The 22,779-nt window shown below is 52.6% G+C and carries 23 protein-coding genes; 11 read left to right on the forward strand and 12 right to left on the reverse strand.

The features are described from left to right. Window positions 1–6 precede the first annotated feature (6 nt). Together DB847_RS01855 and tldD are read left to right on the forward strand one after the other, a co-directional pair. Window positions 7–3,828 (forward strand): YhdP family protein, encoded by a 3,822-nt coding sequence (locus DB847_RS01855; protein ID WP_108649186.1) that lies wholly within the window; start codon window positions 7–9, stop codon window positions 3,826–3,828. A 118-nt stretch (window positions 3,829–3,946) separates the two neighbouring features. After that, entirely contained in the window at window positions 3,947–5,392 is a 1,446-nt protein-coding gene (gene tldD, locus DB847_RS01860) for a metalloprotease TldD (protein ID WP_108649187.1), read from the forward strand. A gap of 84 nt (window positions 5,393–5,476) precedes the next feature. Here the strand turns inward: tldD and DB847_RS25290 are convergent, their stop codons facing one another. From DB847_RS25290 to DB847_RS01895, 8 genes are all read right to left on the reverse strand, one after another. Then, complete coding sequence (locus DB847_RS25290; RefSeq protein ID WP_234418483.1) at window positions 5,477–5,620, reverse strand: hypothetical protein; 144 nt, start codon at window positions 5,618–5,620, stop codon at window positions 5,477–5,479. Window positions 5,621–6,059: 439 nt separating this feature from the next. Beyond that, window positions 6,060–6,407 carry a putative quinol monooxygenase gene (locus tag DB847_RS01865; protein WP_159084336.1) on the reverse strand — a complete coding sequence of 116 codons (348 nt, stop codon included), beginning with the start codon at window positions 6,405–6,407 and terminating at the stop codon, window positions 6,060–6,062. A 147-nt stretch (window positions 6,408–6,554) separates the two neighbouring features. After that, on the reverse strand, window positions 6,555–7,334 hold the full coding sequence (locus DB847_RS01870; protein WP_108649189.1) for a heme ABC transporter ATP-binding protein: 780 nt from the start codon (window positions 7,332–7,334) through the stop codon (window positions 6,555–6,557). Beyond that, complete coding sequence (locus DB847_RS01875; RefSeq protein ID WP_108649190.1) at window positions 7,331–8,365, reverse strand: FecCD family ABC transporter permease; 1,035 nt, start codon at window positions 8,363–8,365, stop codon at window positions 7,331–7,333. The genes DB847_RS01870 and DB847_RS01875 overlap by 4 nt, the downstream gene beginning before the upstream one ends. Then, window positions 8,358–9,203 carry a heme/hemin ABC transporter substrate-binding protein gene (locus DB847_RS01880; RefSeq protein ID WP_108649191.1) on the reverse strand — a complete coding sequence of 282 codons (846 nt, stop codon included), beginning with the start codon at window positions 9,201–9,203 and terminating at the stop codon, window positions 8,358–8,360. Before DB847_RS01880 ends, DB847_RS01875 begins: the two co-directional genes overlap by 8 nt. Continuing rightward, window positions 9,200–9,619, reverse strand: coding sequence for an ExbD/TolR family protein (locus tag DB847_RS01885; RefSeq protein WP_108649192.1), 420 nt, complete (start codon window positions 9,617–9,619; stop codon window positions 9,200–9,202). Before DB847_RS01885 ends, DB847_RS01880 begins: the two co-directional genes overlap by 4 nt. After that, a complete protein-coding gene (locus DB847_RS01890; protein WP_108649193.1) occupies window positions 9,616–10,263 on the reverse strand; it encodes a MotA/TolQ/ExbB proton channel family protein in 648 nt (215 codons plus the stop codon). The genes DB847_RS01885 and DB847_RS01890 overlap by 4 nt, the downstream gene beginning before the upstream one ends. Beyond that, complete coding sequence (locus tag DB847_RS01895) at window positions 10,264–10,905, reverse strand: energy transducer TonB (RefSeq protein WP_108649194.1); 642 nt, start codon at window positions 10,903–10,905, stop codon at window positions 10,264–10,266. A 187-nt stretch (window positions 10,906–11,092) separates the two neighbouring features. Here DB847_RS01895 and DB847_RS01900 point away from each other — a divergent pair, with 187 nt between their 5' ends. From DB847_RS01900 to DB847_RS01935, 8 genes are all read left to right on the forward strand, one after another. Next, entirely contained in the window at window positions 11,093–11,953 is an 861-nt protein-coding gene (locus tag DB847_RS01900) for a TonB-dependent receptor plug domain-containing protein (RefSeq protein WP_108649195.1), read from the forward strand. Further along, window positions 11,935–12,186 (forward strand): hypothetical protein, encoded by a 252-nt coding sequence (locus DB847_RS01905; RefSeq protein WP_108649196.1) that lies wholly within the window; start codon window positions 11,935–11,937, stop codon window positions 12,184–12,186. Before DB847_RS01900 ends, DB847_RS01905 begins: the two co-directional genes overlap by 19 nt. Continuing rightward, the gene (locus tag DB847_RS01910) at window positions 12,167–13,132 is read left to right on the forward strand and encodes a TonB-dependent receptor domain-containing protein (protein ID WP_108649197.1); all 966 of its coding nucleotides are present in this window, start codon (window positions 12,167–12,169) and stop codon (window positions 13,130–13,132) included. The genes DB847_RS01905 and DB847_RS01910 overlap by 20 nt, the downstream gene beginning before the upstream one ends. Before the next feature lie 12 nt (window positions 13,133–13,144). Continuing rightward, window positions 13,145–13,663 (forward strand): heme utilization protein HutZ, encoded by a 519-nt coding sequence (hutZ, locus tag DB847_RS01915; protein WP_108649198.1) that lies wholly within the window; start codon window positions 13,145–13,147, stop codon window positions 13,661–13,663. 78 nt (window positions 13,664–13,741) lie between these two features. Continuing rightward, entirely contained in the window at window positions 13,742–14,296 is a 555-nt protein-coding gene (locus DB847_RS01920; protein WP_108649199.1) for a pyridoxamine 5'-phosphate oxidase family protein, read from the forward strand. Next, window positions 14,297–14,692: a heme utilization cystosolic carrier protein HutX gene (hutX, locus tag DB847_RS01925; protein ID WP_199911683.1), complete on the forward strand. Its 396-nt coding sequence runs from the start codon at window positions 14,297–14,299 to the stop codon at window positions 14,690–14,692. A 77-nt stretch (window positions 14,693–14,769) separates the two neighbouring features. Next, on the forward strand, window positions 14,770–16,134 hold the full coding sequence (gene hutW / locus DB847_RS01930) for a heme anaerobic degradation radical SAM methyltransferase ChuW/HutW (RefSeq protein WP_108649200.1): 1,365 nt from the start codon (window positions 14,770–14,772) through the stop codon (window positions 16,132–16,134). A 1,148-nt stretch (window positions 16,135–17,282) separates the two neighbouring features. Continuing rightward, the gene (locus DB847_RS01935) at window positions 17,283–18,293 is read left to right on the forward strand and encodes an Ig-like domain-containing protein (RefSeq protein ID WP_108649201.1); all 1,011 of its coding nucleotides are present in this window, start codon (window positions 17,283–17,285) and stop codon (window positions 18,291–18,293) included. Between the two features lie 49 nt (window positions 18,294–18,342). Here DB847_RS01935 and yjgA read toward each other — a convergent pair whose 3' ends face one another. Next, window positions 18,343–18,888: a ribosome biogenesis factor YjgA gene (gene yjgA / locus DB847_RS01940; protein ID WP_108649202.1), complete on the reverse strand. Its 546-nt coding sequence runs from the start codon at window positions 18,886–18,888 to the stop codon at window positions 18,343–18,345. 97 nt (window positions 18,889–18,985) lie between these two features. Here yjgA and pmbA point away from each other — a divergent pair, with 97 nt between their 5' ends. Next, on the forward strand, window positions 18,986–20,329 hold the full coding sequence (pmbA, locus tag DB847_RS01945) for a metalloprotease PmbA (protein WP_108649203.1): 1,344 nt from the start codon (window positions 18,986–18,988) through the stop codon (window positions 20,327–20,329). A gap of 54 nt (window positions 20,330–20,383) precedes the next feature. Here pmbA and DB847_RS01950 read toward each other — a convergent pair whose 3' ends face one another. The 3 genes from DB847_RS01950 to rapZ form a co-directional block, all read right to left on the reverse strand. Next, window positions 20,384–21,019 (reverse strand): hypothetical protein, encoded by a 636-nt coding sequence (locus DB847_RS01950; protein WP_159084337.1) that lies wholly within the window; start codon window positions 21,017–21,019, stop codon window positions 20,384–20,386. A 629-nt stretch (window positions 21,020–21,648) separates the two neighbouring features. After that, window positions 21,649–21,924: an HPr family phosphocarrier protein gene (locus tag DB847_RS01955; RefSeq protein WP_108649205.1), complete on the reverse strand. Its 276-nt coding sequence runs from the start codon at window positions 21,922–21,924 to the stop codon at window positions 21,649–21,651. Then, window positions 21,905–22,777, reverse strand: a complete 873-nt coding sequence (rapZ, locus tag DB847_RS01960; RefSeq protein ID WP_108652882.1) for an RNase adapter RapZ — start codon at window positions 22,775–22,777, stop codon at window positions 21,905–21,907. Before rapZ ends, DB847_RS01955 begins: the two co-directional genes overlap by 20 nt. Between the last annotated feature and the right edge of the window lie 2 nt (window positions 22,778–22,779).

The raw sequence follows: 22,779 nt of genomic DNA on the forward strand, positions 1-22,779 counted from the left end.
TTTGTCTTGGTATATCGTTGTTTAAGCTGGCTCTGGTTCAGCATAGGCTTGCTGATTTTCCTGTTGGCGATCCTGATAACTGCCAGTCGTTACGGACCCAACTGGTTCAACAGTGAGCGGCAGCAGCTGCTGGACTGGCTATTTTCCGATTATCAATTTTCTGTTTCAGCCAGTGAACTGGCCTTAAGCTGGCATGATGGTGGTCCGGCACTGCTGGTCACAGATGTCGAGCAGAAAAAACAGCAAGGGCAGGCGATTCGGCTGGAGATTGGTCGGGTCTATCTGCACCTGAAGATTTGGAAGAGCCTGCAACAATGGCGGCTGCAGTTCGACAGCATCAGCTTTGAAGATCTGCACCTTTTGGTGAATCGGGATCAACTGGGTGCTTCCCAGGGGAAATTTGCACCGGATCAGTACGCCTCCCTGACCAAGCTGCTGTTGCAGCAGGTCAGGCGCTTCTCTTTGACCGATAGCTCCATCTCCCTTCTTAGCCAGGGAAAGGTTGAGCGTAGCCTCAAGATCAAAAATCTGAGCTGGATCAATGGCGCCTCTAAACACCAGGGGGTCGGATTGCTGCGACTGCGTGACGGCAGCAGTGATAACTACCTGAGGTTCGTTCTGAATGTGGCGGGAGATCCTGCCCACCCTAGCACCCTTGATAGTGAGCTGTACCTGGATTCCAACCAACTGATGATCAATCAGAACATCAGTGGCTATCACTCCTCTGATAGTGAACTTAGTGCAGAGCTTGGATTCAAGCTGTGGGCACGCTTTAAGGGCGTGCTCCCTCAAAGTGCGACCCTCCAGCTTCTCCCGGAGAAACTTAACTGGAGTGATGGTGGTAAGAAGCATCAATTGGAGGTGCCATCCGGCGGGCGAATCGACTTTCAACGCCTTGAGAAGGGTTGGGTTCTAGCCAGCAGCGGGATCAGCTCCCGATTGGATAAGGGAAAGGTACTTCCCTGGCAGTTTCGAATTCAGCAGACCCGGGGCCAGGTGGTCGGGGATTTTGATGATCTCGACCTGTTGCGCCTTAGCCGCTATGCGACGATTTTTATTCCGGACAAGGGCTGGGCAAAACGACTGTATGCGATGGATCCCCAGGGAAGCATTCGCCAGCTCAAGCTGACGGCTCCGGCCGATCTGAGTGATTTTACTTTAACCGGGGTGCTGGATCGGGCGAGTTGGCGTTATACCAAGTGGATCCCGGGGGTGAAGGAGGCCGATGGACGCTTTTCTATCAGTCGAAATCATGGCTCTTTTGAGCTGAACCTTACCAAGCAGCAGCTAGCCAGTGGCTCCCTGTTTAGCCAGCCCTTGGAGCTTGAGTCGTTTAAGCTGCCTCTGAGCTGGCATAAAAACACCTCCGGCTGGCAGCTTGATAGTAAGTCTGTGGTACTAAACACGGCCGATCTTAAGGTGCATGGCGCCTTTAATCTCTCTTTGCCGTCTCATGGCGATCCCAACCTTGCTATCTATTCTGATATCGATCTGCTGGATGCCTCCAAAGCTAGTAATTACTTTCCCCATGGGCTGATGGATGAGGAGGTCATTGATTACCTGCATCAGTCGATTCAGGGCGGCTCGGTCCATGGCGCAAGACTCCTTTGGTATGGCGATCCGAGTCAATTTCCCTATGCCGGACACCAGGGTATTTTTGAGGTGGATGTTCCGCTAAAGAAGGCAACATTCCAATTTGATCCCGAGTGGCCTGCGTTGACCAATCTTGATCTCAATCTTGCATTTAAAAATGATGGATTGACCATGCGCAGCGATCACCTGATGTTGGGTAAGGGGAAAGCAACCAGCCTGGTCGCCAAGTTTGACAGTTTTGATCCCCACTCTGTATTGAAGATTCAGGCCGATCTGGATGCCTCCGGTAAGTCGGTGACCGATTATTTGTCCCAGTCCGCGCTTAAGGACTCCATAGGTCAGGTGCTCAAGCAGGTGCAGGTGAAGGGGCCGGTCAAGGGCGACCTGTCGCTGGCGATCCCGCTGGATGATAAGCCGGTTCGGGTCAATGGCCATGTTCAGTTTAAAGATAATCAGCTACTGATTACTCCGCTGGGGATGCCGCTTAAGGGGGTGACCGGGACTCTCAAATTTAGCGACCATGACTCCTCCATGAGTGACTTGCAGGCGACTTTTCACGACATGCCGATGCGCATCGACTATAGCGGTGTGAAATATGCCGATCGTTTTGCGGTGGATCTGAAAACCAAAGGCAAGTGGACCAGCTCCTGGCTTCGAAAAGAGTTAAACCTGCCTGAAAATAGTTGGTTTAGCGGAGGCTCACCCTGGAGCAGTCAGCTCAAACTCTCTTTGCCGTCCGAGGCTCCCGGGTTCAGTTACCAGTTCAATCTGGACTCTCCTATGACCGGGGTGGAAATTAAGCTGCCGACACCATTTATCAAGGCTGCGGATGCAACGAGCTGGCCCCTGAACCTGGATGTCAGTGGTGACGAGAAGCAGGCGAAATTAACCGGTGGCATGGGCAAGCTGGTGCGGTTAAATGCCTTGCTTGATTATCGCAAGCAGCCGCGCTTCAATCTGTTTGCACTGAAACTTGGAGATCGCCCCTTTCCGAAGGCCAGCTCAAATAAAAGCTCGGCCAGCATTCAATTTGCACTGGGTCAGTTAAAATTGGCTGACTGGTTGACTGTGATCTCTGAGGCTGCAAGTCCAGAGCACGGGACCGGAGAGCACGCCTCACTCTGGCCCTCTCAATGGTCTTTGAATGGCAGTGCCGATAAGCTGCTGATCGATGGGATAACACCAGCGCCGATGACCCTGCAGGGAACCCTTACTGCCAAAGAAAGCACACTGACCTTCAGTTCGGGCAGGCAGCATGGTGTGGTGGTGGTTCCGACCCAATCCGATAAGCCTTTGCAGATCACCCTCCACGATCTTCAGTATCAGCTATCGGCCCGGCAGGCGGATCAGAAAGCATCCACTCAGGATCAAAGGCTCAGGAGTCTTCCCTGGCTGACCTTTAACTGTAGCTCTTGTTCCCTTAACGGTAAGCAGTATCAGCAGCTATCGGCCGAGCTCAAACCCACACAAGATGGGGTCACACTGCAGAATTACCGGGTAGAGATTGCTAATTCGATACTGGAAGGTAAGGGTGCCTGGAGTGAATCGAAGGAGCAAACCGAGCTTTCGGGGGAGTTGACCAGTCCAAGTTTGCAGAAGCTGATTGAGGCTTATGGTAATCACTCTCCGATCAAGGATGCGCCAACCAAGGCCAGGTTTGACTTTAACTGGAAGGGGACTCCCCTTGATTTTGCCCTGGCCAGGCTCAATGGAAGTTTTTCGGCCAGCACCGATTCAGGCTCGCTGCTGGAGGTAAGCGACAAGGGAACCCGCTTACTCTCTATTTTGAGCTTTCAGTCACTGATCCGAAAGCTCCGGCTCGACTTCCATGATGTATTTGATAAAGGCTTTCCATTTGACTCATCCACCCTGTCGGGGACTCTCAGTAAGGGTGTGGTCAACGATGGCAAGATGGAGATCAACGGTGCTGCCGGCTTGCTCAGTGGCAAGGGGAGCATTGATCTGGGTAAGTGGCAAATCGACTCTGAAGTGGCTTTCTCGCCGGATGTGACAGGTAGCCTGCCGGTATTGGCAGCGTTCGCGATCACTCCGGTGACCGGGGTGGTGGTTTATGCCCTTTCTAAGATCTTCGCGCCGGTGATCAATGTGATCACCCAGATCCGTTTCAGGATCGTGGGCGATCTCAGTAATCCGAAGGTCGAGGAAGTTGGACGTGAGCAGGGTAAGGTCAAGGTCGGAAGCCTGACCGGCAAGGGTGGCACTGTGACCCCCTGAGTTATGTTAGACTTGCCGCGAATTCTCAAAATAATGATAAAGGTCCCTGGACTGCACCCTGGTATCGGGCATTGATCCCGGCGTTGGCATGGCAGCTAAACCCTTGCTGGAGAAAGTGATGAGATTACAGAAGGCTACTCAATCGCTGCTAACCAATAATGATTTGGATCATGACGCACTGCAGCGTTACCTGGCGTCACTGATGAGCCATGAGCTTGATTTTGGAGAGCTCTATTTTCAAACCTCCCGTCACGAGGCATGGATGCTGGAAGATGGGATAGTGAAAGATGCCAGTTATAACATAGAGCAGGGGGTTGGGGTACGGGCCGTTACCGGAGAGAAAACCGGCTTTGCTTATTCTGATGAGATTGCTCCGGTTGCATTGGAGCAGGCGGTTCATGCCGCCCGGGGGATCGCCCGCCATGGCGGACAGGGCAGGGTTTGCGCCTGGAAAGCAGACAAGGCGCCCTCTCTGTATGGGGAGGCGGAACCCCACCAATCTCTGACTCAGCAGCAGAAAATTCGCCTTCTCGAAGAGATGGATGCCTTTGCCCGTAGCCTGGATCCCGCCGTGACCCAGGTGATTGCCAGCATCTCAGGGGTCTATGAAGAGATTTTGGTCGCCGCCACCGATGGTACACTGGCTGCTGATATTCGTCCCCTGGTTCGTCTCAACTGTAGCGTGCTGGTTGAGAAGGATGGCCGCCGCGAGCGCGGGAGCTCAGGAGGCGGTGGTCGCTTCGATTACAGTTACTTCCTCGAGACGGTTGGAGATGAGCAAAGAGCCTTTGGCTATGTGCGCGAAGCGGTTCGCCAGGCTCTGGTAAACCTGGATGCACAACCAGCCCCGGCAGGATGTATGCCGGTGGTTCTGGGTGCTGGCTGGCCCGGTGTCTTGTTGCATGAGGCGGTCGGTCATGGTCTGGAGGGAGACTTTAACCGCAAAGAGTCTTCGGTCTTCTTCGGGCGGATTGGCGAGCAGGTGGCATCGAAGCACTGTACCGTGGTGGATCAGGGAGATATTGCCGATCGCCGGGGCTCGGTAAGCATCGATGATGAAGGGACCCCGGGTCAGTATAATGTGCTGATTGAAAATGGGATCCTCAAAGGCTACCTGCAGGATAAACTTAATGCCCGCTTGATGGGGGTTGAGCCGACCGGTAATGGGCGTCGTGAGTCCTATGCCCACCTGCCGATGCCGAGGATGACCAACACCTTCATGCTACCCGGGGAGCATACGCCCGAAGAGATCATCGCCACCGTGGATAAGGGGATCTATGCCCCCAACTTTGGCGGTGGTCAGGTGGATATCACCTCGGGTAAGTTTGTGTTCTCCGCCTCCGAGGCTTATCTCATCGAAAATGGCAAGATCACCACGCCGATTCGCGGTGCAACCCTGATCGGCTCGGGTGCCGAGGCGATGCAGCAGATCTCCATGGTGGGCAATGATCTTAAACTGGATGCCGGGGTTGGGGTATGTGGTAAGGATGGCCAATCGGTACCCGTTGGCGTTGGCCAGCCCACCCTGAAGCTGGATCAGATGACTGTGGGGGGAACGGAGTAAACTCTGTTTCTCCTACGGATAAAGCATGAAGGGGGAATCTTCCCTCTTCAGCCCCTGGTTTTTGCCTTGGCTATGATTGCACTATCATGCAGAGGATTCGGCTTCGCCGAAATTGTCGGTCTCGCCCGACTGGCGAGTCACTTTTCTGTCAAGAAAAGTAACCAAAAGCTCTCTACGCGTGATGCATTTATCATCCCTGATAAATTTCCCCAGCTCGATGGTGACCATCCTTGTTCACCCGTCCCAGTTCAGCACCCTGCTTCTCGTTTCATTGTTCTACAAGCAATTCCACCCTATCTCGCGTTTTATTGCTCCGGGAGCAATTACACCCTGCCTCGATAAGAAAAAGCATAGCCTTTTGTGGTTCCCCTAAGCACCTGCTTACGGTGTGGGGGTAGCCCCGTCTATTTGCGCCGAGAGTTTCAAGTAGGAGCAAAGGATGAGTGGCATGGATGCCGTGAAAAGGCGGTCAGTACATGGAAGTACTGTCTGCCTGTACCTTTGCGAGTTTGAAACTTGAGGAGAAAGCAAATATCGGGGTGTCCTTGAGAGTCCAGAGGGGGTTGGACAAGCAATCCCCTTTGGTTGCCGTCGGCAGGCCGACAACTGTGCCGCAGGCGCAAACAGCCGCCCGCAGGGTTAATAAGCATGACTTTACAGCAACATCTTACTCAATAACTTTATAGTAGGCAGGCTCAGCATACTCATACATGCTCACCAGTCTTTCAGGCAGTAAACCTCCGGGTTTGGGAGGACCTAACAGGATGATGAGCTGTCTGATGTGTTCGTTGAGATTCTCCTCGCTTTGCCACTGTTCGTGTAGGATGAATTCGTTTGGATTGTCCTGCTTTTGGTTGAATGAGTAAGAGATACAACCCTTTCTTTTTCCTAGAGTTTCCCGGGTAAGCAGGGAGGCGATCTCCAGGAATTCATCGAGGCATTCTTTTTTGACTTTGGCATGAATCATAATTGTCAGCAAAACACGGATTTCCTTTTCCGGTATGTCACGAGGCAAGGATGCCGATCCGCGAAGTTCTGCGGAGGGACCCGCAGTGCGTAGCGAGGTTTTGCCTACTTTTGACGATACAAAAGTAGGGCGTTGTCGGGCGCCCCCGACATCTGTGTCGCAGGCACAAACAGCCGCCCGCAGGGCAAAACTAAATCAAGCCGCATAGACCTGCGGCACTCCCAGGGTGGGATGATTAGCAACCGTAATCGGGCAGCCATAGACCCGGCTTAGCTGAGTGGCGGTTAGCACCTCGGCCGGGGAGCCATCGGCCTGGATCAGTCCCTGATCCAGCAGCAGGATCCGGTCTGCATACTGGGCTGCCAGATTCAGATCATGTAAAACCATTAAAACCCCAACTCCTTCCCTGGTAAGTTTGCGTGCCAGCTGAAGGCACTGGTGCTGGTGGGCCAGATCCAGGGCAGAGGTTGGCTCATCCAGCATCAGGAGGCGGCTCTGACTATCATCACTGAGTTGCAGCAGTACCCGGGCCAGGTGAGTTCGCTGTTTTTCTCCCCCGGAAAGTGTGGGGTAACTGCGCTCAGCAAGGTGCAAGATACCGACTTTTTGCATCATCTGTTGAGCCCGGTTTCGACACTCTTTGTAGGTTAGTTGCAGGGGAAGGCCTCCCAGTTCAACGACCTGCCGAACACTGAAGCCAAAGGTCAGCTGACTGCTTTGGGGGAGGACGCTAAGGCGCCTGGCAAGTCGGCTTCGACACCAATCCGGCATGGGTTTGCCAAATAACCGGATATTCTGGTAGGTCTGATGGGTTCCACTCAAGGCGTTGAGTAGTGAGCTTTTACCCGTGCCATTGGGCCCCAGCAGTACCGTCAGCTGCTGGCTATACAATGTCAGAGATAAGTCCCGCACCAACTGCCTGGGGCCGACCTTCAGTGTTAGATCATTGCAGGAGAGGATCTCATCGTGAATCATAGGGTTTTACCTCTCTGCTGACATAGCAGCATCAAGAAGAAGGGGGCACCCAGCAGGGCCGTGATGATCCCGACCGGGAGTTCGGCCGGAGAAACGATTACCCGGGCCAACATATCCGCGAGTAGCAACAACAGTGCACCGAGCAGGGCGCTGATGCTGAGCAGGCTGCGATGATCCGGCCCGGATAGCATCCTGCCTAAGTGTGGGATCACCAGACCAATAAAGCCGATGATCCCGGCAACGCTCACGGTGATCCCGACCCCTATGGCACTCAGAAAGATGAGACGTCTTTTCAGGGCATTGACCCGGATCCCAAGGTGAGCCGCTTCCGCATCTCCCAGCAGTAGCGCGTTGAGCGCCCTGGCATCGCGTTGAAACATCCACCACAATACTCCAAAAGCTGTGACGCATAGTCCAAGCTGAGGCCAGCTGGCGCGAGACAGGCTTCCCATCTGCCACAGGCTGAGATCTCTTAGCATACTGTCCGATGCCAGGTAGCTTAGAAGACCGATTCCGGCTCCGGAAAGGGCGCTGATGGCGATTCCTGCCAGTAGCATCAGCATGATTGAGGTTCCCCAGGGACTGCGGCCCAGGCGATACACCAGCAAGGTAGTGATCAGTCCTCCAATGAATGCAGCAAGTGGCAGGTTTACCAGTTGCATCAGCTCCGGATATTGAGTCTGCAGAGGAGCGAGTAGCACTATGGCAACTGCGGCTCCTAGTGCAGCTCCTCCTGAAACTCCGATGATCCCGGGATCGGCCAGAGGGTTACGAAACAAGCCCTGCATCACAGTCCCGCATAGCGCCAGAATGCCTCCGACACAGATGCATAACAGGGTGCGGGGCAAGCGGATCTGCTGGATCACCAATGCAAAAGAGTTTGCTCCCTGTTGCTGGTCGGGCAACAGGCTCTTGAGACTTTCCCCCAGGCTAATGCTGATAGGGCCGGTTGCCAGAGAGAGTACTGCTGCGGCGCACAGTAGCAGAGCTCCAAGCAGGATCAGGGTCGCCGGGGTCAGAGATTTAACCATGACGCTGCGTCATCCCAGGGTAGAGTTTTTCTCTAAGCTCTTTTGCCTGCTCCAGGGTGGTGAGCCCGACTCCACCGAGCAGGGCGTTGTCATCGATCGGGTAGATCTGCCGTTTGGTGTAGGCCGGAGTCGCTGCCAGCATAGGGAATGCATTCACCAGTCCCCGGGTTCCTCCGAGCTGCTGCCAGTTATGGTTACCGATCAGTAAAACCTCGGGCTTCATTTTAACCAGTGCCTCCATTGAGGCAGGCTTGTAGCCATCGAGATCTGAGGCCGGGTTGGCACCTCCGGCCAGCTGGATCAGGGTGTTGGCACTGCTATGATCTCCGGCGACCTTCAGCCCTGATTCCCCGAGGAGTAACAAAAACAACGTACGCTTTCTGGGAGCTGTGGGCGAGTGTTCAAGTTGCTCGACCAGGGTTGCAACTCTTTGGCTAAGGGCTTGCCCTTGCTGTGGGCGATCCAGTGCCTTTGCCAGCAGGCGAATATTGCTCTGAAGGGCCTGGACGGTCGGGGCTGCATCCAGAGTCGTCACCTTTACCCCTGAGCTCTGAACCAACTTGAGGGTGTGATCCGGCCCCATTTCAGCCGTGCCTATTAAGCGTGTGGGGTTGAGGCTCAGCAGCCCTTCAGCCGACAAAGCCCTTAAGTAACCGACTCTGGGTAGTTTCATTTGTCCGGGAAGCTTGCTTTGATCATCCACGGCGATGAGCTGTGGTGTCTCGCCGAGGGCTTGTAGTAACTCGGTCGTGGTGGGCCCTATGCTGACGATTCTGCTTTGGGCCAGCACTGAGCACGATAGCAGTAGGCTGATGATGATTAGGGTCGAGCGTATCATGCGTGTTGTTTATCCATCAGTAGTTGTGAGGTTTTAATATTATGGGCCTGTAAAAACGCCAGTAGTTTGAGCATCTTATCCACGGTGGTTTGCTTATCTGCCCCAATAACCAATGGCCGTTTTGGCTGAGATTTGACCTTGCTTAGTAGCTGCTGACTAAAGGTGTCCCAGTGCTGATAGCTCATGCCATCCAGTGCCCATGGTTTTTTCCCCTCTGAGATATTGATCACCAGGGATTGACTCGAGGCTGGCTTGAGGATCTTCTGCTTGGTTTGGGGCAGCTGCAGATTCAGGGTGTTGAGATGAACACTGGCGGTTAGCAGCAAAAAAACCATCACGATAAAAATGATATCGAGAAGCGGAGTCAGATCCGGGGCCGGAAGTTCGGAGCTTTTGGAGGTGTTGGCGCGGATCATCCGTGACTCTCCTGGTTCAGGGGGACACCTTCCAACCAGAGGTTACAGTGATTCAGGGTATGCTCCAGACCAGCGACAATTCGCTCGGCCCACAGGCCGATCAGCTGGGATCCAACGATAGCCGGCACTGCGATTAACAGACCTGCTGCCGTGGTACGCATGGCGATTCCAAGGCCATCGGCAAGCAGGCTTGGGGTGACGGGATCCTGGGTGTGGGCGATCGCCTGGAACATCTCAATGAGTCCCAATACGGTACCAAGCAGTCCCAGAAGTGGGCTGACAACGCCAAGCAAAGCGAGAAGGCGCAGACCGGCATTGAGTTTACGGCGCCGGGTTTGCAACCAGATTGCGGCACACTCTTCTCGTAACGTTTTGTCCAGATGGTGGTTATTCATCAGCTGTCCTATGCCCTGCTTTTGTAAAGAGCGCTGAGCACTTAATTGCTCTGCTGTATTGCAGAGCTCATCCTGGCTCCACTGAGCGGATGGGCGCTTGAGACTGGACAAGGGATTGCGAGAAATAGCTCCGCTGAACAGAACATAAAGGAACCGCTCCAGCAGCAAAGCCAGGGTTAGCAGCGAACAGATCACCAGGGGCCAACACATCAGGCCAAGCTGTTGCTCTAGTGTATGAATATCAATCATTTAACTCTCCAGTACAAAACGGACGGGGATCTCAACAAGTCGGGGGGTATTACTTCCACTAAAGGGAGCAAATTTCCAGTGACGAACCGCCCTCAGGGCTGATTGATCCAGGAGGGCATAGCCTGAAGACTTGAGTAATTTTTGCCCAAGCTGTTGCCCCTTTTTATTAAGCTCAACCTCTAGCAGCACCAATCCCTGCTGATCTCTTTGTTTGGCAAGCTTTGGGTAGTTCGGGGCCTGGCGGTGGAGCAGTTCAAACTCCCTCACTCGACGCGGTTGTGAGGTAACCAGATTAGCTTTCTTTGAGTCAGCCTGGTGGGCAGAAGCGGTTTTTTGGACAGCCTCCACCTTCTTTGGGTGACGCTCTTTTGGCCTGGGTTGAGGCTTCTTGTGAATGGCCTCTGTATGCCGGGCCTGGAGCTTAGGAGGTTGCGTACCCTTATCCTCCTGGATGAGCTTGGGGGCTGGCTTGGGTGGCGGATCCACAACCGTGACTAGCTGCACGGAGACACTTTTAGGATCATTACCAGCCCCGCTGCTGCTCAGGTTCATGCTATCGCGACTTGCCGCAATAGCCGACAGGGCGAGTCCATGCAATAGCAAGGAGGCACTGATGCATACAAAGTAACGATTCGCTGCCACGACTGGTGTTTTCCTGATTACCCAAACTCATCTATGTTCTGAATTATCCAAAAAACTCCCGCCCTGTCAATGCGAATGAAAATGATAATGATTATCATTTGAATTTAATTCCTGTTCGGGTTTTAATAGCCCGCGTTTGACGAAAACATAACTCGTCAGTGGCTCAGACACAGGAATAGCTCAAACCATGAACACCCGTCTTTCTTTGCTGGCCTTGGCCGTTGCCAGCAGCTTGCCCCTGGTGGCACAGGCTCAATCCGACACAACCCAACCCAGTGAAATTGTCGCGAATACCGGCAAGCATCAGGCTCAGTCAGATGCAACTAAGCTCAATGAAGTCATCGTCAGTGCGGTGCGGCAAAATCACAGTGATGCGCAGCCGACCCAGTCGACCGTGGTTGTTGATCAGCAGAAGTTGGAGCAGAGTCAGGCGGACTCGGTCGCCGAGGCGATTAGCGGAGCCCCCAACATCAGCACCAGTGGGGGCCCCAGAAGCAGTGCTCAGGCGCCGGTGATCCGGGGGCTTACCGGAGATAGGATCCTCCAGGTCATCGATGGTGCCAGGCAAGACTTTAGCTCGGGTCACAGGGGCAGCTACTTTATCGATCCCGAGTTGCTCAAGTCAGCGGTGATCATCAAGGGGCCCAGTAGCTCATTGTGGGGCAGTGGCGCCCTGGGGGGCGCTGTCATCATGCAGACCAAGGATGCCAGCGATCTGCTCAAGGATGGGCAGAAGCTCGGCGGATCTGTCAGTGGTGGCTGGCACAGTAATGATGATAGCTGGCTAAGCTCTGCCTCTGTGTATGGTAAGAGTGACTCTGGAGTCGACTTTTTGCTCAACGGTTATGGCAGGGATAGCCAGGATATCAAGCTCGGGGATGGTTCGAGCCTGGATAACTCAGCTCTGCGACGCAAGGGGGCCTGTTTAAGCTGGGCAGTGACTTTAGCCTGGGGCAGCGGCTGGCGTGGAGCGTTCGCCAGTCAGAGCAAAGTGGAGGTGTGCCGAGCAACCCGGCAGAAGATGTCAGCATGGAAAACCCGCTGGTAGATCGCGATACCCAGGATTTTAATACCACACTGGATTACAGCATAAACCCTGAAAGCTCACCCCTGCTGGATGCCAGGGCTACCCTCTACTACAACCACACCAAGATGGATGAAAACCGGGTGACTAAAAACCAGCAGGATACCACCCGGATAAAAACCCTGGGGCCAGCCTTGGGAATCACTCTAAGATCTGGGGGCAGACTGGCATTACGGGATGGACTGGTATCAGGATAAGACGGATGGAACTCGAGAGGGGGCTAGCCGGCCGGTTCCGGCCGATGGGGATACCCAGGTGTGGGGTAGCTATCTGCAGGCCAATATCCCCCTGGCGCAATCCTGGTCTCTTAATCCCGGGGTGCGCTACGACAGCTTCTCCACTCAGGCATCCAATGTGGCGAACTCAAAGCGAAGCAATGATCACCTGTCACCCTCGGTTGGCCTTAGCTGGCAAACCACCGACTGGCTGCGCCTGACGGCCCGCTATGATGAGGCCTTCAGGGCCCCGACCACCGAGGAGCTTTATACCACAGGGACCCATTACTGCATGGGGCCAGGCATGTGTAATACCTTTGTTCCAAACCCGGATCTCAAACCGGAGACGGCACAGAACAAGGAGCTTTCGGCGGATATGAAGTTCCGGGATTTGCTGGGAGATGACAGCCTCAAGTTCAAAGGCTCCTTGTTCCAGAACGATGTGAAGGACTTTATTGAGACTGTATATACAGCAACGACTACAACTTATCAGAATACTACGAATGCCCGCCTGCAGGGGTATGAGCTGGCGGCGCATTACCGCTGGCGTGAGATCACCACGGCCCTGAGCTATGGGCAGACCCGAGGTACCAATAGGGATAATGGGCAGGCCTTATCGGATATTCCCGCAGATACCTGGGTCTGGGAGATAGGCCATAGCTTCATGCAGCGTGATCTGAATATAGGGGCACAGTTTACCCATGCCGGGAGTCAGGACCGGGTGCCGAGCAGCAGCTCTGTCGAGGGTTACAGTGGCTATACGATCACCAATCTTTATATGCGTTGGCAACCGGCCATGGGAACCTTCTCCGGAGTGACGGTCGATGTCGGGGTCGACAACCTGACTAACCGTGATTACCGCCAGGCCTTTGCCAACCTGGATTCACCGGGGCGAAACATCAAGCTCAATGTGCGTTATCAGTTTTAAGTGGAGATAAATATGACCGAAAAACAGCAGAGACTTCAACAGCGTCTTGGGCCAGAAATTGAGTCCTTTATCGAGGAGCGCAAAACGCTTCAGCTGGCGACGCTGACCCCGGATGGCAAGCCGAGTATCAGCTATGCACCCTTCGTGTGTTTGGACGGCAAATTCTATGTGCTGCTTAGTGATATCGCGCGTCATGGACGTAACCTGCAAAGCTCACCACAGTTATCTTTGATGATGATTGAGGATGAGTCCGGTGCTAAGCAGCTCTATGCACGCAGGCGCCTGACCTATGAGGCGAGTGCCAGTTTAATTCAAAGGGACTCGCAAATCTGGGTTGAGGCCCTTGAGGCGCTGCAACAGAGGTTTGGCGAGATCATTGAGGGATTATCCAGGATGGCAGATTTCAAATTGTATTGCCTGGAGCCATTAAGCGGACGCTATGTGAAGGGTTTTGGGCAGGCTTTTGAGATTTCAGGCAGCGCAGAGATCGATTGGGTGCATCTCAAAGAGGGTCACAAAGAGATGGCCTGACCGGTTTTTTACCGAGCCGAGCATTGCCTTTGCTGGGCAATGTTCGGCACTTAATTCTATGAGTTAAAAGGAAAAAACATGCAAGACAAGCAGCAGCGCCTGAAAGATAAGCTGTACCCACAAATTAGCGAGTTTATTGAACGGCATCGGTCGATGCAGCTGGCGACCCTGGATGCCAGGGGATTGCCCTGTGCCAGCTATAGTCCGTTTGCCTATATAAACGGGGCATTTTTTGTGTTGCTGGGGGATTTTACCCAGCATGGGCAGAACTTAAAGCACAATCAAAATCTTGGGATGCTGATCATTGAGGATGAGCAACAAGCCGAGACCATCTATATCCGCAAGCGGGTCAGCTACCAGGGGCAGGCATCTTGCTGCAAGAAAGGGAGCGCCGATTGGTCTCAGGGCGTTGAGGCTCTGGTTTCGCGTTTTGGGGCCACTTTGGAAAAATTAGCCTTGCTTGATGAGTATCAGCTCTATCGTCTTGAGCCAATCAGGGGGCGCTATGTCAGGGGAGCGAGGCAGGTGTTTAACATAGACTCCGCCGGAGATATTGAGTTTGAGCCTGTGGTTGATGGTTATCAGAAGATTTGCGGGCAAGAGAGTGTATCTAAAGTTGAGGGGGAGATTTGAATGCAAGAGGTTGCACAAAAACCAAGCCTGTCAGGAGCTATGGCCCAGGGATTAATGGAGCTGCTTTCAAGCTGGGGTAACACTACGACCATCGTGATTTTACAGGGCTGTGTATTTGAGTTTAAGGGGATATTTCCGGAGGGGAGTGTAGGGCATGGTTACTTTAACCTAAGTGGGGGGATCCCCGGGCTCAGCGGACACATCAGGCTTGAGGCCATCGCCCGAATCGGCTTTCAGGACCGCCCTCATCGGGGAAAATCCAGCTATGCTTTCGTGTTTGAAGATAGTGATGGCAAAGCTATCTTCAAGGTCTTTTTAGGCAGAGATGAGCGGGGTGAGATCCACTCAGGGCAGCTCGAGGCTTTTAACAAGATTCGGCAACGACAGGCTCTCTGATTATTGCTATACACCCCGAGCCACTTGAGTGGTTTGGGGAGCTATCACTTCGTTTTAGTTCTCACCGGAATCATCATATGCAACCCAAGGCTCACGCCCCTATTCTCAACGAATGGATGACGGGCAGGGCATCGCCCTCTCCGATCCAATACGCATTCTCTGCTAAGAGCGCGCCCCACGCGGGACATCGCCATGGAGCAGCACCCCTTGCTGCGGATCTGCTGGATAGCAGATTCGATCAACTGCTGAGCAACCCTGCATCCAACAAAGCTCGCGCCATCTATCTGCATGTTCCCTTTTGCCGGGCGCGCTGTAGCTTCTGTAGTTTTTTCCAAAATGCATCTTCCCGGAGCATGGTTGAGACCTATTTTGAGAAGCTCCTTGAAGAGATTGAGCGTAAGGCTGAAACCGTCTGGGCACAAAGTGCGCCCTTTGAGGCTGTCTATGTGGGGGGCGGCACTCCAACCGATCTGACTCCAAAGCAGCTTTTCAGGCTTGGCCAGGCGCTCCATCAATCCTTTATCCTGACTCCTGATTGCGAGATAACCCTGGAGGGGAGGTTGAGTCAGTTTGGCGATGAAAAGTTTTCAGCGGCTCTTGAGGGGGGATTTAATCGATTCTCCTTTGGTGTCCAAAGCTTTGATACCAAAGTGCGTAGGGCGGCAAAGCGCCTTGAAGATCGTGAGCCAACCCTGGCACGCCTCAAAGATCTGACTGCTTCCAAGCGGGCGACAATCGCCATCGATCTGATGTTTGGCCTGCCTTATCAGGACGCATCGAACTGGCAGCAGGATCTTAAGGATGTAGTAGACAGTGGAGTGGATGGGGTCGACCTTTACCAGCTGATTGGCTTTAGTGGAACCTCACTGCAGAGGATTGTTCAGCAGGGGAAACTGCCGGAGCCACTGGCGACTCCTGAAAAGGCGATCATGTACCAGTCGGGCTCAAATTTTTTCCGGGATAAGGGGTTTCGCCAGTTAAGTTACTGCCACTGGGCCCGGGGAGACAGGGAGCTGAGCCGCTATAACAGCATGGCCAAAAGTGGTGCTGAGATTTTAGGGATAGGATCGGGGGCGGGAGGCAACCTGGGAGGTTTTTCCTATATGCAGCCAAGGGATCTATCCAGGTGGGGGGAGATGATGGGAAGTCACCTATGGCCGGTTGCCCAGCTAATAGAACAACCGCCTCAACAACCCCTGATTAGTGCAATCGTCGGGGGGTGTGATCGTGGAGCGCTTGAGCCTGTCGGAGCCCTCGCTCATCCCGGGCTGTTTGAGCACTGCCAGCCCCTGTTTAAGGCCTGGCAACAGCATGGGCTGGCGACATTCAAACCAGAGAAGGTTCAACTGACCCAGGCGGGTCAATTCTGGTCGGTTAATCTGGCTCAGGGGATGCAGCAGTATTTGCAGGAAAATGCTATTGCTAGAGAATTTTCCGGATAAGTAGGTGCCCTCTTATAAGGGCCGCTTCGACTTTAAGCTCTGACACGCAAGTCACATCCATGTTGCTCTGCTGCATCGATTATCTTCCCTGATAATCTTTTCCAGCTCAGCGTCCCAGCTTCTCGCTGTGTTGCGATACAACTCCGCCCTTGCTGCAGAAGGTCAGCTTAACAAAGGTTAAAGCTGCACTTGAATTTTAAGGGGCGAATAGCGCCCCTGATTAAACCAAAAATGCTCTAACTCGTTGATCCCGCTACTGCTACATGTATTGTGTGTGCCCGCAGGCATTCCATAAATCCCTCCATGGAGGTTCTAACGCGAAGGCGATAATCCCAGATAGCCCTTGTCAGCTTGGTTGCCATACCTCCCGTTCGGTTATGTCTCAGGTTCGTTGCTCATACAAAGGTGTACTGACTTCAAGGTCACCAACCTTCTGGCGCAGGGATGCGACAGCAGAGGTCCCATTGACGGATACACACCGTGTTGGTGAGGCGTGAAATCAGACATCAGCAACAGATGTAAAACACGATCCTTTCGTTCAATGGCATTGTTAGCCATTTCATCCCTGACCCGGAGAGCCTGCTTATTCAAAACTCAACAGAGTCTAAGTAATATTTATTTTTCCTGTCAAAATAAAAACATTACTCGCTTTGTGCTGTGAGCATTCGCTGTTTTAATCCCAAATGAAATATCCTAAGCAGGGAGTAAAGCTTATGGAGTCATTTAAATCTTTACCTATTAAGTTTATGTCAATTTTAACTCGCTAGAATTGGTCTCAGTCGATGCTTTCATTAATTAGTTGAGTGATTACCTGGAGATGGCAGGGATGTTTAACTTGAAGGGACTGTGTGTGTTGCTATTTGTGGTATGGAGCTTATCGGTGTGGGGGCTGGCTTCACGCACGATCAAGCAATGCCCCGGGGGATGGAGCCGCTTAACTCAAAAACTCCATTGTCAGGAATCCAGTATCAGTTAAGTGGTAATACTATTTAACCCCCCGGGTGTGTCAACTAATGTCGGGGGCGTCTTTTTTTTAATTAAGAATTAAGCCTGGATTAAACTTTAGCTAAAAAGGAGCCGAGACTTTATTTATGTTTCAAATTAATAGCACTATTTGAAACATGAATGAGCATTGGGGGTTTTATAGGATGGAAAGCACCGAGGAGCACTTTACCCGGAGGTCTATGGATATGGGACAAAGTACAATTCAACTTAGAATCGACAAGCCTGCAAATAATGGCAGCGTGGATCTTAACCAGAATGTTGAGATCCAGACCGAGCTCACCCCATCAGCCGAGAGTATCTCTAAGGTCGAGTTCTATATTGATGGTAGTTATATTGGCTCTGCAACACCTCCGAGGGCCAGCTTCGTCTGGAATAGTGGCGCGACCGCTGGTGAGCATAAGATTTCAGTCAGGGCCGTTTATCGTTCTGGCGAAGGGGCTGCCATTGGCTCTGAGATCAAGATAAGGGTCAAGGGTAAGCAGAATGACTTTGCTAACCAGGGACAATCGATTCTCTCAGATCAGGCCGTAGAAGATTTTGGCCATTTTCAGATGAAGGTACAAAATCGCTGGACCATGGTCATGGGAGGGGACATTGGTTTTAATCTTGGGTTTAAGTCCTACTCCTGTGTCGGTGCACAGATCAATACCAATCTTGGTCCTCAGACCAACTTTAACCTTGGGACTCCGATTGTTAATTTTGATCTGGGGTGGCGATTTGGCTTTGCATCTGATCCTGTCAAAGAGTTTAGGGTGACGCGAAGCTCCTGTGAGGCGAAGACAGAGGCCTTAGCTGTGAGAGAGTTAAATACCAGGCTGCAAGGAACCGATGTCTATGAAAACCTTCATCAGGCAATCATGAATCGAACCAATGCTCTTTCCAGCCAGATCTCCATTTTGCAGGGTGAGCTGGCGACGGTTGAGAAAGATATCAAAAAAAATAATGTAAGGATTCGCTCTTGCCAGACTCGGTTAAGCAAAAATGACAGCTCCATATCCGATTGTCAGCAATCTCTTAATACGCATAAGCAATTGCTCAACAACAATGCGACTGTATTGAATAATACCCAGACGAAGATCAATACGGTGATCAGCAATATCAACACCTTTGGAACTGTGATTAACCGAATCGATGGTGTTGTGATGTGGGGGTAAATCAGACTCTCTTTATCACACAAAAAACGCCTCAACATGAGGCGTTTTTTTAAAATTCCTGTTCTTGCTCCTGGTCCAGCTCAGACTTGAGATATTGGAACAGTTTACGAAAGGCGATGGGAGGCGTGTTATTGCTGCGCTCTTTTTGTGCCTGACGGATCAGCTGACGTAGCTTCTGGCGATCCAGGTGATGGTACTCACCGATGAGCTGATTGAGCGCATCATTGCCGCCGCTAATCAGGTCCTCACGCATCTTTTCCAGTTTATGTAGCTTGCCCTGGGACTCGTTATGCTGACCCTCAATTGCATCGATGGCTTGCTGGATGGGCTCAATGTCACGCGAGCGCATCAGTTTCCCAAGGTATTGAAGGTGGCGGCGAAAGGCTTCACGCTTATTGGCAAGCTTGTGGGCCAGTTCGATCGCATCCAATACCTCTTCATCCAGGGGGACTGTCGCGAGTTGTTGTGGATTGAGCTTGGTGAGCTTTTCACCCAGCTCCTGCAACGCATGCATCTCCCGCTTACGTTGACTTTTACTGACCCATTCCTCTTCTTCCTGAGGGCCATCAAAGTTGTTGTCTGAATGTGGATTCATAACCTGCTCTTCATCTCAATAGTCCCTGTATATGGTAACAGGTTCTGGCGATTGTGTATGGTATCCTAAATAGGATTTTTATTGGTCAGGTTGAGCTATGGACATAAATGAGCAGATAAGCCTTGAGCGACTGGAGCTCAAGGAGGCGGTAAGCGAAGCCCTTAAGGTTGCAGACAAGCTGGGGGCGGATGCCGCAGAGGTTGCGATAACCAAACAGGTGGGGATCTCAGTTTCAACCCGCCAGTCAGAGGTAGAGAACATTGAGTTCAATCGGGATGGCGCTTTAGGAATTGCGGTTTATAGTGGCCAAAGTAAAGGCTCCGCTTCCACTTCAGATCTGCGTCCCGAGGCGATCCGCAGCGCGGTTGAAGCCGCAGTTGAGTTTTCCCGGCATACTTCGGTTGACCCTTGTGCAGGCATTGCCGAGCGTGAGCGGATGGCCTGGGAGGCCCCGGAGCTGGATCTTTATCACAGTGCATCTTTGGAGCCCGAGCAGGGAATCGAGCTGGCTGCTGAGTGTGAGCGGCTGGCCCTGAGTCAGGATCCAAGGGTAGCCAAGAGTGATGGAGCTTCATTTAACAGTCATACCGGGATCAAGGTCTATGGAAACAGCCACGGCTTTATCGATAGTTATGTGGGGAGCCGCCACTCTCTGAGCTGTGTGCTGATCGGTGAGTCCGGGGGGCAGATGCAGCGCGACTACAGTTATTCGGTGGCTCGCGATCTCAATAAGTTGTGGACACCGCAGCGGATCGCCGATGAGGCTGTCGAGCGTACCGCATCACGCCTTGGGGCCCGCAAGATAGAGACTCAGAGCGTACCTGTTCTGTTTCGTGCCGATGTGGCATCCGGCCTGTTTGGTCATCTGGTGGGAGCCATCAGTGGCAGCAGCCTGTATCGCAAATCTTCTTTTTTGCTCGATAGTCTGGGTAAACAGATCTTTCCCGACTGGCTCAATATCACCGAAGATCCCCATATCAAGGGAGCCCTGGCCAGTACACCTTTTGATAGTGAAGGGGTTCTCACCGAGAAGCGGCAGATTATTAAGGGGGGCTGCCTTGAGAGCTACCTCCTGACCAGCTACTCGGCGCGGCGCCTAGGGATGCAGACCACGGGTCATGCCGGTGGTATCTATAACTGGCAGGTCAGCTCGACGGGTCAGGATTTCACCGCAATGCTTAGAGAGCTTGGAACCGGTCTGCTGGTGACCGAGCTGATGGGGCAGGGGGTGAACGGTGTGACCGGTGACTACTCCCGTGGTGCGGCCGGTTTCTGGGTGGAAAATGGTGAAATCGCCTTCCCGGTGCAGGAGATCACCATTGCCGGAAATCTCAAAGAGATGTTCCAGGATATCCGCGCCATAGGCACGGATCAGGATGAGCGAGCGACTCTGAAAACCGGCTCTATTCTGCTGGAAAAGATGAAGATCGCCGGACATTAAGGCGGATCTCAAAGAATAGAGAAAGGGGATGTAGTCATCCCCTTTTTTGATCCCTTAAGCCTCCAGATCGTCTTGTGGCCCCGAGCTTGTCATGGGCTGTGCAGGCTTTGCGGCTAACCCGAAGAGATTACGATACAGCACCCCCATCACCAGGGCGGAGAAAGGGACAGACCAGATCAGGCCAATCAGTAGGAATATCGTCGCTATGATATTGATAAACATCAAAATATGCATCGTAGCGAAGACGGTAAACCAGCGCCTGGTAATGGTTTTTCGCGAAAGCTCCATCGCCTGCCAAATCCCGACTCTTTTATCGATCATCACATACATGGCAAACATATAGGCGACAAACAGATAGATAAAGGGAAGGATTAACACCACAAAGCCAAGCGCCAGCAGGATATACATCAGGATCAGCATGCCAAACAGTGGCAGGATCTTATTAAAATAAGCAAACAGGGTTCTGACGGATGCTTTTTCTTCCCGGGCACGATGGATTCCGATAAACATCAGCCCAACTTGCATTGGGGTGATAACAAGCATAAAAATTACCTGCTCCAACATCAAAGATGGCATGGAGCTGATGTTCAGAAACTCACTCAGGAAGCTGGCTACAAAGGAAAGAGCCGTAAAGATCAGGGTATAGACAATGATAGCCAGCCAGTAAACGCCTTTAAATCCCTTGGTCATCCTCCAGGCCTCCCCCATGATATCTTCTATGGAGAATGAGCTGCTGGTGGCCGTACAGTTGCTTTGTTGAGAGGTTTCCGGGTTAGCTTCTGCTTCAGGGGGATCGGGGTCATCTGTTTATCTCCTTATACTCTGGACCTACAACAAGGGTAGGTGTCATCCAGAACCTTCTCAATCTTTTTTATGCAGGAAATCAGGGCATAGTCAGAGAGGGAGATTATCCGCTGAGCGCGCTCAGAGGTTTATCGGGGGTAATACCAATCCCGATGATTAGGTGATCAGAGTTCCTCTCACTCCAATCGGGATAATCTATGGGTCATTTAGCTCGTTGCTAGCATGGGCGTAGTTGCTTAGCAACGTAGCGAGAGCAATGGACTGCGAACTGGAAGAGGCTACCAGGATGGTAGCCGCTGGCTTCGAGCATACAAAGGGAAGTAGCTCCCAAAGCAACGCGCGCGAAGCAGGGTGGAATTGCCTCTTAGCAATGGAACGAGAGGCAGGATGCCGAACTGGGAGGATGCCCATGGATGGGTATCGTTGAGCTGCAAAGGAGCCTCATGGAAGAGGATCGGACTTGCTGCGTGGCGCAAGGGGCTCACAGACTATCGGAACAAGCCGATCAGCTGAGATTACTCCGGCTCTTCGAAGCCACTTTCAACCAGGGCTTTTATTGCCTCAAGGGCCTGGTCTGCATCCGGGCCTTTCACTGTAATCTTCAGTGTCTGGCCCTGGGCGAGCTCCAGCATCAATAGTCCCATCACAGTATTGGCCTCGACACACTGCTGATCGTTACTCAGGGTGATCTTTGCATCAAACTGATCGCACAATTCAACCAGTTTTATAGCGGCCCGGGCGTGAAGACCCAGGCGATTTCGGATGATGGCCCTAGTGCTTACCTTTTTCATTGACCTTGTCGATGGTGCGATGGCGCAGCCGGACATTTTTCCCCATCTGCTTAAAGCGATTCATCAGGTATTCGGCGATGAATACCGAGCGGTGGCGCCCACCGGTACAGCCGATCGCCACTGTGACATAGCTGCGGTTATTGCGCTCAAGCTGCGGCAGCCAGCTGCACAAAAAATTTTGGATTTGCAGCATATACTTCATCACATCGGGCTGGCTGGCAAGGTACTGCTTCACCGGCTCATCCTGACCACTGTAGGGTTTGAGCTCGGGTATCCAGTAGGGATTGGGTAGAAAACGGGCATCAAACACATAGTCGGCATCATTGGGGATGCCGTGTTTAAAGCCAAAGGACTCAAATACCAGGATCAACTCTTTCTCTTTCTTGCCGAGGATCCGCTCACAGATCAGCTCACTGAGCTGGTGAATACTCAGGGCACTGGTATCGATTCTAAGATCGGCACTGGAGGCCAGAGGGGCCAGCAGTCGGCTCTCTTCGATGATCGCCTCATCCAGTGACATATCACCCCTTGAGAGGGGATGTAAGCGGCGGGTCTCACTAAAGCGCTGGACCAGCTTGTCATCGGTGGCATCCAGATAGAGTCCGGTCACATCAATACCAGGTTCACTGCGGATGGTCTGCAGATCGGTGAGCAGCTGCTCGGGCTCTGCTGGCATGTTGCGGACATCGACACTGACGGCAACCTGTTGGTATTTCCCCCGCAGGGTATTGAGGAGCTCGGGCAGCAGGACTACGGGAAGGTTATCGACGCAGTAGTACCCAAGATCTTCTAAAACTCTCAGGGCAACGGTTTTTCCTGATCCGGAGCGACCGCTGACGGTGACTAGTTTCATAA

The organism is Dongshaea marina, assembly GCF_003072645.1.
Classification (GTDB): Bacteria; Pseudomonadota; Gammaproteobacteria; order Enterobacterales; family Aeromonadaceae; genus Dongshaea; species Dongshaea marina.